16 protein-coding genes and 1 tRNA gene are annotated in these 13,790 nt (G+C 28.4%); all 17 read left to right on the top strand.

Translation table 11 applies throughout. From position 1 onward, the window contains the following. Positions 1-67 precede the first annotated feature (67 nt). The 17 genes from Q0731_RS07330 to Q0731_RS07250 all read left to right on the top strand — a co-directional run bounded on the left by Q0731_RS07330 (position 68) and on the right by Q0731_RS07250 (position 13,633). On the top strand, positions 68-502 hold the full coding sequence (locus Q0731_RS07330) for a hypothetical protein (protein WP_299061980.1): 435 nt from the start codon (positions 68-70) through the stop codon (positions 500-502). A gap of 10 nt (positions 503-512) precedes the next feature. Continuing rightward, positions 513-785 carry a TIGR03643 family protein gene (locus Q0731_RS07325; RefSeq protein WP_299061977.1) on the top strand — a complete coding sequence of 91 codons (273 nt, stop codon included), beginning with the start codon at positions 513-515 and terminating at the stop codon, positions 783-785. 36 nt (positions 786-821) lie between these two features. Further along, a complete protein-coding gene (locus Q0731_RS07320; RefSeq protein WP_299061974.1) occupies positions 822-1,046 on the top strand; it encodes a hypothetical protein in 225 nt (74 codons plus the stop codon). A 77-nt stretch (positions 1,047-1,123) separates the two neighbouring features. Beyond that, the gene (locus Q0731_RS07315; RefSeq protein WP_299061971.1) at positions 1,124-1,339 is read left to right on the top strand and encodes a hypothetical protein; all 216 of its coding nucleotides are present in this window, start codon (positions 1,124-1,126) and stop codon (positions 1,337-1,339) included. Positions 1,340-1,345: 6 nt separating this feature from the next. After that, positions 1,346-2,029, top strand: a complete 684-nt coding sequence (locus tag Q0731_RS07310; RefSeq protein WP_299061968.1) for an SDR family oxidoreductase — start codon at positions 1,346-1,348, stop codon at positions 2,027-2,029. A gap of 15 nt (positions 2,030-2,044) precedes the next feature. After that, complete coding sequence (locus Q0731_RS07305; protein ID WP_299061967.1) at positions 2,045-2,518, top strand: glutathione peroxidase; 474 nt, start codon at positions 2,045-2,047, stop codon at positions 2,516-2,518. Between the two features lie 4 nt (positions 2,519-2,522). Next, positions 2,523-2,693: a Lacal_2735 family protein gene (locus Q0731_RS07300; RefSeq protein ID WP_299061966.1), complete on the top strand. Its 171-nt coding sequence runs from the start codon at positions 2,523-2,525 to the stop codon at positions 2,691-2,693. Between the two features lie 7 nt (positions 2,694-2,700). Next, positions 2,701-3,162, top strand: coding sequence for a TspO/MBR family protein (locus Q0731_RS07295; protein WP_299061965.1), 462 nt, complete (start codon positions 2,701-2,703; stop codon positions 3,160-3,162). A 1-nt stretch (position 3,163) separates the two neighbouring features. Further along, positions 3,164-3,628 carry an SRPBCC family protein gene (locus Q0731_RS07290; protein WP_299061964.1) on the top strand — a complete coding sequence of 155 codons (465 nt, stop codon included), beginning with the start codon at positions 3,164-3,166 and terminating at the stop codon, positions 3,626-3,628. After that, a complete protein-coding gene (locus Q0731_RS07285; RefSeq protein ID WP_299061963.1) occupies positions 3,628-4,935 on the top strand; it encodes a deoxyribodipyrimidine photo-lyase in 1,308 nt (435 codons plus the stop codon). Before Q0731_RS07290 ends, Q0731_RS07285 begins: the two co-directional genes overlap by 1 nt. A 269-nt stretch (positions 4,936-5,204) precedes the next feature. Continuing rightward, positions 5,205-5,278 (top strand) — tRNA-Thr (locus tag Q0731_RS07280). Positions 5,279-5,648: 370 nt separating this feature from the next. Beyond that, positions 5,649-5,966 carry a septum formation initiator family protein gene (locus Q0731_RS07275; protein WP_299061962.1) on the top strand — a complete coding sequence of 106 codons (318 nt, stop codon included), beginning with the start codon at positions 5,649-5,651 and terminating at the stop codon, positions 5,964-5,966. After that, complete coding sequence (locus Q0731_RS07270; RefSeq protein ID WP_299061961.1) at positions 5,967-7,322, top strand: methylmalonyl-CoA mutase subunit beta; 1,356 nt, start codon at positions 5,967-5,969, stop codon at positions 7,320-7,322. 9 nt (positions 7,323-7,331) lie between these two features. Beyond that, entirely contained in the window at positions 7,332-7,664 is a 333-nt protein-coding gene (locus Q0731_RS07265; RefSeq protein WP_299061960.1) for a TIGR00366 family protein, read from the top strand. After that, the gene (scpA, locus tag Q0731_RS07260) at positions 7,657-9,720 is read left to right on the top strand and encodes a methylmalonyl-CoA mutase (protein WP_299061959.1); all 2,064 of its coding nucleotides are present in this window, start codon (positions 7,657-7,659) and stop codon (positions 9,718-9,720) included. The genes Q0731_RS07265 and scpA overlap by 8 nt, the downstream gene beginning before the upstream one ends. A gap of 148 nt (positions 9,721-9,868) precedes the next feature. Beyond that, positions 9,869-13,012: a cytochrome c biogenesis protein CcsA gene (ccsA, locus tag Q0731_RS07255; protein ID WP_299061957.1), complete on the top strand. Its 3,144-nt coding sequence runs from the start codon at positions 9,869-9,871 to the stop codon at positions 13,010-13,012. A gap of 105 nt (positions 13,013-13,117) precedes the next feature. After that, positions 13,118-13,633 (top strand): DUF2892 domain-containing protein, encoded by a 516-nt coding sequence (locus Q0731_RS07250; RefSeq protein WP_299061955.1) that lies wholly within the window; start codon positions 13,118-13,120, stop codon positions 13,631-13,633. The last annotated feature ends 157 nt before the right edge of the window (positions 13,634-13,790 follow it).

The following is a 13,790-nucleotide window of genomic DNA, read 5'->3' as shown; positions in this document are numbered from 1 at the left end:
ATTTTATGTTAATTTTTGTTTAACTATAACTATTAATCATTAAACATTTCTTACTTTTGAAGTAGAAATGATATACAACACTACAAATAAAAATAAAGAGGCAGCAGCAATTTTTAATGATTTGCTAGGAAAACCCTACACTTTTTTTGAGGCTATAAAAAAAGGTGGTGTTGGATCTAAAAGAATGATGATTCAAAAAGTTAGTCCTGGCTTTTTAAAATACATGAATACTATTTCCGATATCAATTATGGGAATATAGAAATTCGTAAAAAGGGCATCATCATTCACATTAATAAAGGATTAAAAAACTTTAGTTGGGCTATTCCATATTATCAACTCTACACATACAAAACAGAGGGGTTTAGTATACATGCTCAAGGCAATTTTATAAATTTTAAAAACAATAAACTTCTAAAAGAGAATAAAAAATTTATTGCTAAAATTATTGACTTTAAAATTGAAAATGACAAACAATATGATTTCTATGAACCTATAAAATAATTTATTATTGATGAAAATTGATGCAATAGCAACTGACAGAATCATAGAAATGGCTTGGGAAGATAGAACCACTTTTGAAGCAATTTTATTTCAATTTGGATTAAAAGAACAAGAAGTAATTGATTTAATGAGGAGAGAAATGAAGCCAAAAAGCTTCAGAATGTGGAGAAAAAGAGTTCAAGGAAGAAAAACAAAACATGAAAAACTAAGAGTTTTTGAAAAAGGCAGGTTTAAATGTACCAGACAAAGATCTATTTCAAACAACGGAATATCAAAAAGATAGTTAGTAAAAATAGTATTCACTTTAAAATTTAAAGTCATGGAATTAATAGAAAAAGCATTAGAATTTGAGACTAGAAAGAGAAGATTTCCAACAACTAGCGACCGTATTTTAGCAGCTAGAGAAGCCAAATCTTTGATACTAAGTTTAAATGAAATTTACAAAAAAACAAAAGAAAAAAAGATTATGGATATTATGAAACGTTTAACGATTATTAAACAAAAAATTGAAAGACGTTTAAAAGGAAAACCATTAACAGCATAATTAACACATATTTATCTTGCTTTTCTAAGTTTTATATTTATATTCGAAAATTATAGTATAAATCAGCAAATTAAAGAATGAATTTATTAGAAAGAGCGGAGGAATTTGAACACAGAAAGTTCTCATTTAAAACTACAAGCGATAGAATTGTAGCTTCTAGAGAGGTAAAAGCCTTAATATTAGAACTAAACGAAGTATATAAACAAGAAAAAGATCCACAAATTATGGATCAAATGAAACGCTTAACAGCTGTAAAACAGAAAATTGAAAAGCGTTTGAAAGGAAGACCTTAAAAAAATATGAACAAAATTTTAGTTATTGGAGGAAGTAAAGGAATTGGAAATGCAATTATAAATTCTTTAGTTGAAGAAAATTCAGTTATTAATATAAGCAGAACAGCTCCTTTGCTTACTCATACTAATCTTACACACTTCAACTGTGATGTGCTTTCTGATGAATTACCAAATATTGAAGAAATAGATGCTATAATATATTGCCCAGGCAGCATCAATTTAAAACCAATTTCTAGACTTAAATTAGAAGATTTTAGAAACGATTTTGAAATTAATGTGATTGGTGCAGTGAAAGTAATTCAACAATATTTACCAATATTAAAAAAAGGGAACAAACCTTCTATACTACTTTTTAGTACAGTTGCAGCAAAATTAGGAATGCCTTTTCACGCTAGTGTAGCAGCAGCAAAATCTGCTGTAGAAGGTTTAACTAAATCTTTAGGAGCAGAATTAGCTCCAACTATTCGTGTAAATGCCATTGCACCTACTGTAACAGATACAGAATTGGCCTCTAAATTATTGCGAAACGAACGTATGATTGAGAGCATTACAGAACGCCATCCTCTTAAAAAGTATTTAGATCCAAAAGAAGTGGCAGACATGGCTACTTTTTTAATTTCTGATAAAGCAAGCTCTATTTCTGGACAAATTTTTGAATTAGATTGTGGAATTGTAAGTTTTAAAATTTAATAAAACACAACAAACATGAACATTTATGATATAGAGATGAATAGTCTCCAAAATACTCCTATACAATTATCAGATTTTAAAGGAAAACACCTACTTTTTGTAAACGTAGCCTCTAAATGTGGTTTTACACCTCAGTACAAAGGTTTGGAAGAATTACATGAAAATTATAAAAATAATTTAGTCGTTATTGGTGTTCCTTGTAATCAATTTGGTAATCAAGAACCTGGTAACAATAAAGATATTGAAACCTTTTGCCAAGTAAATTATGGAGTTTCTTTTTTAATTACAGAAAAAGTAGACGTTAAAGGAGAAAATCAACATCCATTATACACTTGGCTAACAACCAGAAAACTAAACAATAAGAAAAGTTCAACAGTAAAATGGAATTTTCAAAAATATTTAGTTTCTCCTAATGGAGAATTGATTGACTATTATTTTTCAATCACAAAACCATTAAGCTCTAAAATTACAAAACACTTAAAATCATAATACTATGTTTGGTCTCTTTAAAAAGAAAAGTGAGGTAGAAAAATTACAAGAATCCTACAAAAAAGTGATGGAAGAAGCCTATAAACTTCAATCTATCAACAGAACAGATAGCGATAAAAAATACAAAGAAGCAGACGATATTTTAAAGAAAATTGAGGGTTTACAAGCAAAATAATTAATTGATGAAGCAACTTAAGTTTACCATTCTATTTCTTATCATAAATTTTGGTGGTTTGGCACTTGGTAGTTGGCTCATGAACAATGGCCCTTTAACTGAATGGTATTATAGCTTAAACAAGGCTCCTTGGACACCTCCAGGAATTGTATTTGGTATTGCTTGGACATTAATTATGATTTGTTTTTCTATTTATTTAGGAAAACTATTTACTCAAGTAAATAATCAAAAGTTAAAACTCATCTTCTTTTTACAATTTATATTAAACGTTAGCTGGAATTTTATTTTTTTCAATCAACATTTTGTTTTGTTTGGCTTAGTTACCATTGTTTTATTAACAGTACTATTATTTTATTATTTCTTTAAATTAAGCAACAAAACTGGGTTTTATAAATATTTATTACTGCCTTACATGATTTGGTTGTGCATTGCAACTTCATTAAACTTATACATTCTAATTTATAATTAAAATGAAAATCTATACATTTCATAGAAAACAAAAATTACCAATTACTTTAGATCAAGCTTGGGAATTTTTATCAAGTCCTAAAAACTTAAAAACAATTACACCAGAATATATGAGTTTTAATATTTTATCTGGAGCAGAAAAACCAATGTATGCTGGTCAAATAATACAATATATTGTAACTCCAATTCTTGGGATAAAAACAAAATGGGTTACAGAAATTACGCACGTTAAACATAAAGAATATTTTGTTGATGAACAGCGTTTTGGCCCTTATGCTTTATGGCACCACAAACATTTTATCAAAGAAATTGATAGAGGTGTAGAAATGGAAGATATTATAGATTATAAAGTTCCTATGGGAATATTAGGCCAATTAGTGCATCCTTTTCTAGTGAAACCTAAATTAGAAGAAATTTTTGCTTACAGACAAAAAAAGTTACTTGAACTTTATGGCGAATACAAATAATGGAAGATAAAATAAACATTTTTTGGTTTAGAAGAGACTTTCGATTAGATGATAATTGTGGACTATTTCACGCGTTAAAATCTGGCAAAAAAGTAATCCCTATTTTTATTTTTGATAAAGAAATTTTAGGCAAACTTAAAAGTGATGATTCTCGTGTTACTTTTATTCATCAAGAGCTAGAGAACATCAATCAACAATTAAAAAAAGTTGATAGTTCTCTAGCCGTTTTTAATAGCAACCCTATTGATGTTTACACAAATTTATCTGATACATATAATATTGATACTGTATATACAAATCATGATTATGAACCTTATGCTTTAAAAAGAGATGCTGCAATTAAAGAGTTATTGGCCTCAAAAAACATCCACTTTAAAACATTTAAAGACCAAGTAATTTTTGAAAGAGATGAAATTGTAAAAAAAGACGGTACTCCCTATAAAGTTTACACTCCTTTTTCAAAAAAATGGATAGAAACTTTTAAAGAAAAAGAAATTCAATTTTTTCCTTCAGAAGACTTTTTAACAAATTTTATCAAAATTAAAAACCATCCATTCTTAACTTTAAAGGATATTGGTTTTACAGCATCTTCAATAAAAGTAGCTTCTTATAAAGTGACTCCAAAATTAATTGATGATTATGAAGAAACTAGAGATTATCCTGCAAAAAATGGCACTTCAAGACTAGGCACACATTTACGTTTTGGAACAGTAAGTGTTAGAAAAATGGTAGAAAAAGCAAATAAAAGCGAAAATAATATCTTTTTAAAAGAATTAATTTGGCGTGAATTTTTTATGCAAATATTATGGCATTTTCCTCATACAACAAAAGATAGTTTTAAACCTCAATATGATAGAATTCTCTGGAGAAATAACGAAAATGAGTTTGATGCATGGTGTAAAGGAGAAACAGGTTATCCTTTAGTAGATGCAGGTATGAGAGAGTTAAACAAAACTGGTTTTATGCACAATAGAGTTAGAATGCTAGTAGGCAGTTTTCTATGCAAACATTTATTGATAGATTGGCGATGGGGTGAAGCCTATTTTGCAGAAAAACTACATGATTATGAGCAATCTAGTAATATTGGTAATTGGCAATGGGTTGCAGGTACTGGTGTTGACGCTGCTCCTTATTTTAGAATTTTTAACCCAACCACACAAATTCAAAAATTTGATAAAAATTTACAATATATAAAAGAATGGGCAGCAGATTTTCAAGAACTAACCTACCCTAAACCAATTGTAGATCATAAATTTGCAAGAGAACGTTGTTTAGAAACTTATAAAAAGGCCTTAGCAGATTCTTAAAATTTACTGCTTATTTATCAAAATTAAAAAGCACTATTTTTTATTATTTTACTTTTAATAGTATCTAAGTACAACAATTTTAAAAAGTTAGCGTTTTAAATTACAGAACAGAAAAATTATTAACAAAGAATTTTTCTGTTCTATTTAAATTATTATTCTTTCTATAAAAGCTTCAATTTATTTTGAAGCTTTTTTTATGCTAAAAAAAACAACTTTTAATTTGGTAACTATTAATAATTACATTTAATTTGCCATCTCAAAATTAAAAAGCCGATGTAGCTCAGCTGGCTAGAGCAGCTGATTTGTAATCAGCAGGTCGGGGGTTCGAGTCCCTTCATCGGCTCTATATTTAAAAGTCTCAAAAAATATTTTTTTGAGGCTTTTTTTTTGAAAAACAATTGAATTATTAGGCGTTATAATAAATAAAATAAAACACTTATTTAATTTTTAATCTTAAAAAGAAGTCGCATTAAAACTGAACAATTATAAAATGTTTATTATTTTAGTACAATAATTGTTGCCATCAAATTATATTATGATAATTAGAATTGCAAAAAAAATTGACGATAATAAAACAACTATTAATAAATTAGTAAAATTTATTAAAATTTTTACAGTTTGCTAATATTTACAAATAGTATAAAGTTGAATAATAAAAATAATACTTCTGCAATTAATTTACTTGAAACACTAACCAACGTTTATATTTTTTTATGAATTTTAATAATTTCAAAAATCACAGAGCTTTTAAAATTATCACAAATGTTTTTGTTTTAATATTAATTCCTTTTTTAATATGGATGTTTTTTTTTGATGAAAACTCTTATTTAGCACATCGAAAGTTTGACAAAGAAATTAATGATTTAGAAAACACTATTTTATTTTATAAAAAAAATTTAGAAGCAGACAAAGCTACTATAAAAAAGCTACAAGATTCACTTCAATTAGAACGTTTTGCAAGAGAAAAATATTTGATGAAAAAGGAAAATGAAGATATTTATATTATAGAATTTGACACGATAAAAGATTAAATGAACACAGATCTGTTTGATGAATTTCAAAAAACCTCTGCTGCTGCTTGGAAACAAAAAATTCAAGTAGATTTAGAGGGTAAAGATTATAATGAAACCTTACTCTGGAAAACAGAAGAAGGAATTGTTGTAAAACCTTTTTACACCTCAGAAGATCGAGTAAACCATAAAATAGATACACCAAAAAAAGGATTTAATATTTGTCAAACTATTTTTATTGATGATGTAAAAATAGCCAATTCATTAGCTATTAGTGCTATCAATAAAGGTGCAAATGCCATTCAATTTAAAGCAAATACTATCTTTAATTATAAAGAACTATTGGTAAATATTGATCTAAAGTCTATTCTTTTATACTTTCAGTTTAGATTTTTAGATGATAATTTTCAAATCGAAATATCTAGATTTATCAATTCAAAAAACACCTATTTTCAAACAGATATTATTGGTAATTTAGCTGAAACAGGCAATTGGTTTTCAAATTTAAATAATGATTTTAATAAGCTAGATTCCATTCAAAAAAACACGAATAATTGTATTGCTGTCTCTAATGATTTATATCAAAATTGTGGTGCAACAATTACACAACAACTAGGGTATACTTTAGCACATGCAAACGAATATTTAAACAAATATGGAAGTGAAGTTGCTAAAAAAATTCATTTCAATTTTTCTGTTGGAAGTAATTATTTTTTTGAAATTGCAAAATTAAGAGCATTTAGAATTTTATGGACAACTCTATTAGATGTATACAATATTACTGATGTAGAAGCTCATATTTTTACACAACCAACTTTAAGAAATAAAATATTGTACGATTATAATACCAACTTACTTAGAACCTCAACAGAATGCATGAGTTCAATTTTAGGGGGTGCAAACACTATTTGTAATATTTCTTATGATACTATTTTTAAAAAATCTAACCATTTTGGTGAGCGAATTGCCAGAAACCAATTGCTAATTTTACAACAAGAAGCCCATTTTAAACAAGCTCAACATTTTGCTGATGGCACTTATTATATCGAAGCAATTACAAAGCAATTAGCAGAGAAAGGCTTATCGCTTTTTAAAGAAATAGAAAAAAATGGTGGTTTTTTAAAACAATTAAAAATAGGCGTTATTCAAAAAAAGATTAGCGAAAGTGCTAAAAAAGCACAAAACGATTTTTTAAAGCAAAAAATAATTTTAGTAGGTAGCAACTTACATCAAAATAAAAAAGACAAAATGCAACCAAAATTAGAGTTGTACCCTTTTGTAAAACAAAGAAATATTAAAACAATAATTACTCCATTAACTAGAAGTAGACTTTCAGAATTTTTAGAAAAAGAACGATTATTATCTGAAAAAAAATAAAACCTCAAAATGAATAAGCAAAAAGAAATTCGAAATAAACAAAAACAACAAAGCGAATTAAGAAATGAGGTTAAAAAAATTAAAAAAAAGCTACCTACTTATATTATTGGTTTTATATTTTTTGCTTTTATAGGCCTTTATTTTTTAGAAGAAAAATTTTATCAACTTTTTGGCAATAGTGTCAATTTTGTTTTCAGTGTTGTTGTAATGATATGTCTATTTTCTTTATTCTTTATTCTCAAAAGTTATTTTAAAATCAAAAAAAAGAAAATAGCAGCAAAAATTATTGGAGCACAATTATACGAATTAATGAAATTAGAGGTAGACTCTGAAAATGGGTAGAAAAAACGTACAACATTTAAAGCTTAAAAGCTTAAAAAAAACAACTGAACCTTACTTTAAACATGAGGGTTTTGCTGCTGGTTTTGCACCCTATTTAAGAGGACCTTACAGTACTATGTATGCCAATAAACTTTGGACAATTAGACAATATGCAGGTTTTTCTACTGCTGAAAAAACGAATACTTTTTACTTAAAAAATTTAGAAGCAGGTCAAAAAGGACTCTCAGTTGCTTTTGATTTAGCAACACACAGAGGCTACGACTCAGACCATGAACGTGTAAAAGGAGAAGTTGGCAAAGCTGGTGTTGCTATCGATTCTGTTGAAGACATGAAAATTTTATTTAACAAAATTCCGTTAGATAAAATGTCGGTTTCTATGACAATGAATGGTGCAGTTTTACCCATTTTAGCTTTTTATATTGTTGCAGCAGAAGAACAAGGAGTTTCATTAGAGCAACTATCTGGCACTATACAAAATGACATCTTAAAGGAGTTTATGGTAAGAAACACCTACATCTACCCTCCTTCTCCTTCCATGAAAATTGTTGCTGATATTCTTGAATTTACGAATAAAAAAATGCCCAAATACAATTCAATTTCTATCTCTGGATACCATATTCAAGAAGCAGGTGCTACTCCAGAAATTGAATTAGCTTATACACTTGCAAATGGATTAGAATACCTTAAAAAAGGCATTGAAATTGGCTTACCCATTGATTCTCTTGCTCCAAGATTATCTTTCTTTTGGGGCGTTGGCATGAATCATTTTAAAGAAATTGCAAAATTAAGAGCTGCTAGAATGTTATGGACAAAAATTGTGAAACAATTCAACCCCAAAAACCAAAAATCTTTACTATTAAGAGCACATTGCCAAACTAGTGGTTGGAGCCTAACTGCACAAGACCCTTATAATAATATTGCTAGAACAAACATAGAAGCAATGGCTGCTGCTTTTGGAGGTACACAAAGCTTACATACCAATGCTTTAGATGAAGCCATTGCATTACCAACAGATTTCTCTGCAAGAATTGCAAGAAATACACAAATCTACCTACAACAAGAAACAAACATTACCAAAACAGTAGATCCTTGGGCTGGTAGTTATCACTTAGAAAAATTAACAGAAGATATTACCAATAAAGCTTGGAAACTTATACAAGAAATTGAAACATTAGGTGGCATGACATTAGCCATCGAAAAAGGCATCCCTAAACTTAGAATTGAAGAAGCTGCTGCTATCAAGCAAGCTAATATTGATAGTGAAAACGATATTATTATTGGTGTAAATAAACATCAACTTAAAAAAGAACAACCAATACCTATTTTAGAAGTTGATCATGAAAATGTTCTTAATTCTCAAATTGAGAAACTAAACAATTTAAAAGCAAATAGAAATATAAAAGCTGTTCAAGAATCGCTAGATAATTTAACAGAAGCTGCAAAATCGGGGAAAGAAAACTTACTAAAACTTACAATAACAGCCGCAAAAAACAGAGCTACTTTAGGGGAAATATCTAACGCTTTAGAAAAAGTTTTTGGAAGATACAAAGCAGTGCCTAAAATAGTTTCTGGCATATACTATAAGGAAATAAAAAAAGATAAGTTATTTATAGAAGCCACTAAATTAAGAAGCGAATTTAGCAATTTATCAGGAAAAAACCCCAAAATAATGATTGCTAAATTAGGACAAGATGGGCATGATAGAGGTGCAAAGGTAGTAGCAACAGGCTTTACTGATATAGGTTTTGAAATTGTTTTGGGCTCTTTATTTCAAACACCTCAAGAAGTTGTAAAACAAGCGATAGAAAATAATGTTGATGTTATAGGAATATCTTCATTAACTGCTGGTCATAAAACATTAGTACCTAAAGTAATATCAGAATTACAAAAAAATAAGCGAGAAGATATTTTAGTTATTCTTGGTGGTATAATTCCTAATCAAGACCGTCAATTTTTGTTAGATGCTGGTGTTGTTAGTGTTTTTGGCTCTGGCACTAAAATAACTAAAAATGCTATAGAATTATTATCGATTCTAATTGATAGAATTAAAAAATAATTTAAATTTCATTTTCTAAAAATAAAAAATTACAAACTTTTAAAAAGAAGCTATTTTTAACAAATCTTAACAAGAAAAAGAGCAATTCTAGATGTTCTACTATTTCTTTTATCCTTAAATTTGTACTACTAAAAAACAGTTTTAAAGGATGAAAAAAATTCTCAATATACTCTACTCAACACGCTTAATGGCAGTATTATTTATCCTTTATGCTACAGCTATGGGAATTGCCACTTTTATAGAAAACGATTTTGGCACACAAACCTCTAAAGCTTTAGTTTACAATGCTTGGTGGTTTGAGTTAATTATGCTATTTTTTGTTATCAACTTCTTTGGAAACATATTTAGATACAGATTACTTAAAAAAGAAAAATGGCCTGTTTTAATGTTTCATTTATCTTTTATATTGATTCTAGTTGGAGCAGGAATTACACGTTATATTGGTTATGAAGGTATTATGTTAATAGAAGAAGGAGAAACTACCAATAAATTTTTATCAGAAACCACCTATTTAAATGCCATTGTTGACAATAATAAAGTTCAAAAACCAGAAATAAACAAACCTTTATTATTATCTGCTTGGGGTAAAAACTCTTGGTCTTATTCTGATAACTTTAGTTATAAAGGAGAAAAACAAGACTTTAGTTTTAATTTGGTAGAATACATACCTTGGGCCGAAAAAAAATTAATTAAAGATAAAAATGGCGTTGAACATTTATTTTTTGTAGAATCTACCGATGGAACTCGTCATGAACATTGGATTAAAAAAGGAACTATTCAAAACATACATGGAGTTTTAGTTGCCTTTGATGCCCCAGATGATAATGCATCCATCAACTTCAAGGAAGAAAATGGAAATTTAAAAATGGTTTCTAAAGATGATGGAGATTGGTTTAGAATGGCAGACCAGAAAAGAGGTACTATTACTAAAGATTCTATCCAAAACTTTCAATACTTAACATTACACAACATTGCTGGTTTGCAGTTTGTAATTCCTAGACCTGCAGAAAAAGGGATTATGAAAACTGTTGCAGGACCTAAAGATGACAAAAAATTAGATATTATTGTTGTTGATATTACTAGTAAAAATAAAACTAAAAGAGTGGAATTAACTGGAGGTAAATTTAACTCTGATGGTTCTAAAGAAGTTTCTGTTGGAGGCTTAAATTTTAGACTTTTATATGGATCAAAAATATTAGAAACACCATTTTCTGTAAAACTAAACGATTTTCAGTTAGAAAAGTATCCAGGATCAGAAAGTGCAGCATCTTATGCTAGTGAAGTTACAGTTATTGCAGAAAAGGAAACATTTGATTATCGAATTTTTATGAACCATATTTTAGATTATGATGGCTACAAACTTTTTCAATCTAGTTATGACTTATCTGGAGATATAGAAGAAACACATCTTTCTGTAAATCATGATTTTTTAGGAACTCTTATTACCTATTTAGGATATTCTTTCTTATACACAGGAATGATTTGTATCTTATTTGCAAAATATACTCGTTTTGACACCTTAAAAGAAGGCTTAAGAAAAATTAGAAAGAAAAAAATGGCAATGTCTCTTACAGGAACATTGTTAGTGTCTAGTTTTGGTTTTGCACAACACACAGCTCATCAACCAAATACAATTACAAACCAGCAAATAGACTCTATTTTAAAAGCTAATATAGTTGCAGTTGAGCATGCAGAAAGCTTTAATAAATTAGTAATTCAAGATGCTGGAGGAAGAATGAAACCTGCACATACTTTTGCTTCTGAATTGGTTAGAAAAGTTAGTAAAACTGAAACTTTTAATGGATTAAAACCCAGTCAGGTTTTGTTATCAATTATAGAAAACCCAAGACTTTGGTTTGAAGTACCAATAATTTATTTAGAAAAAGGAAATACTAAAATTAGAGAAGATATTGGCATTGAAAAAACTGCAAAATATGCACGTTTATCAGATTTTATTACTCCTACAGGAGCTTATAAAATAAAAGAGCAAGTTGCAGAAGCACAAAAGAAAAATGTAAAAAACAAGTTCGAAAAAGATTTAATTAATATTGATAGACGTATTGGCTTATTATACAGTGCAATTGGTGGTGGTATTTTACGTATTTACCCAATTCCTGGAGACGATAATAATACTTGGGTTTCTCAACCAGAAACTTCTAAAGCAGGTTTTAAAGCAACAGATTCTGTTTTTGTGCGCCAATCTTTACCTGTTTATATTCAACTTTTACAAGAAGCAAAAAAATCGAACGATTATACGAAAGCAAATCAAATTTTAGACGGACTTAAAAAGTTTCAAAAAAAATATGGGGCAAAAGTATATCCAACAGAAAAAACGATTGATTTAGAAATTTCTTACAATAAAATTCAACCTTTTCAACAACTTGCTAAGTATTATGGTTTGGCAAGTTTATTTCTAATCATTTTTGTTTTTATAGAAATATTCAATTCAAAAAAATGGGTTCATACCCTTGTAAAAGTGTTTATTGGTGTTGTAATTACCTTGTTTATTTTACACACTTTAGGTTTAATATCTCGTTGGTATATTAGTGGTAATGCACCTTGGAGTAACGCTTATGAATCTATTATTTACGTTGCTTGGGCAACCATGTTGTTTGGTTTATTCTTCGGACGAAAATCTGCCTTAACCATTACAGCTACAACCTTTTTAACAGCAATAATTTTAGCTTTTGCTCATCAAAATTGGTTAGATCCAGAAATTGCAAACTTGCAACCGGTATTAAATTCTTGGTGGTTATTGGTACACGTATCAATTATTGTTGCAAGTTATGGTCCTTTTTCTTTAGGAATGATTCTAGGTATTTTTGCTCTAGTTTTAATGGTTTTTACAAACGATAAAAACAAAAAGAAAATGGATTTAAACATTAAAGAAATTACTATTATCAATGAAATGGCAATTACTGTTGGTTTGGTTATGCTAACCATTGGTAATTTTCTTGGCGGAATGTGGGCTAATGAAAGTTGGGGACGTTATTGGGGTTGGGACCCTAAAGAAACTTGGGCTTTAATTTCTATTATGATTTATGCTTTTGTTTTACACATGCGTTTAATTCCTGGTTTAAGAGGTAGGTTGGCTTTTAACTTTGCATCAGCACTTGCTTATTTATCAATAATGATGACCTATTTTGGGGTAAACTTCTACTTATCTGGGTTGCATTCTTATGCTAGTGGAGATAAAGCTGTAACACCAAGAGAAGCCTACATTTATATTGCTGCTTTAGTTTTACTAACTGTTGGGGCTTCTTTTAAATACAAAAAATACTTTAAAAAATAACAACCTTTAAATTGAAAGTTTCTAAAAAAGAAATTTCACTAGAAGTAACAGTAAAAGTTCATAAGAAAATGTATTTTTGCTTCCGACTTTAAAAATAAAAATACGATGTTTCATAAAAATATAAAATTAATTATAGCTGGTTTAATTTCTGTTTGGGCAGTATATCAATTTAGCCAAGGCAATATAATGAACGGAATTTCTATCTTATTATTAGCAGGGATTTTTGTGTTATTATACTTTAAAAATGAGTTTATTTTAATGGCTTTTTTACAGTTACGTAAGCAAAATTTTGAAGGCACAAAAAAATGGTTAGGCTATATTAAAAATCCTGAAGCTGCATTAATTGTGAAGCAACAAGGCTATTTTAATTATTTACATGGAATTATTTTAAGCCAAACAAACATTACACAAGCAGAAAAATATTTACGTAAAGCTGTTAAATTAGGTTTATCTATGGATCATGATTTGGCAATGGCAAAATTACAATTGGCTGGAATTGCAATGACAAAAAGACGTAAACGTGAAGCTACTAATTTAATGGCTGAAGCAAAAAAGTTAGACAAGCAAGGAATGTTAAAAGATCAAATGAAAATGATGAAAGATCAAATGAAGAAAATCTAATTACTTTTATTTTTAAAATATAAAAAATCCGCTTTTAAGCGGATTTTTTGTTATAGATAGCTTGAATTCAGCTGGTTTTAAATATCAACATATATTTTTATATCCTGTTTTTGATTAAAAATTTTGCAATTGTCACTTCGAAATGTTTTACAAAGTG

The organism is uncultured Polaribacter sp., from assembly GCF_947497695.1.
GTDB lineage: Bacteria > Bacteroidota > Bacteroidia > Flavobacteriales > Flavobacteriaceae > Polaribacter.
The sequence above is the reverse complement of the archived record's forward strand: the minus strand, read 5'-3'. Positions and strand labels throughout refer to the sequence as shown.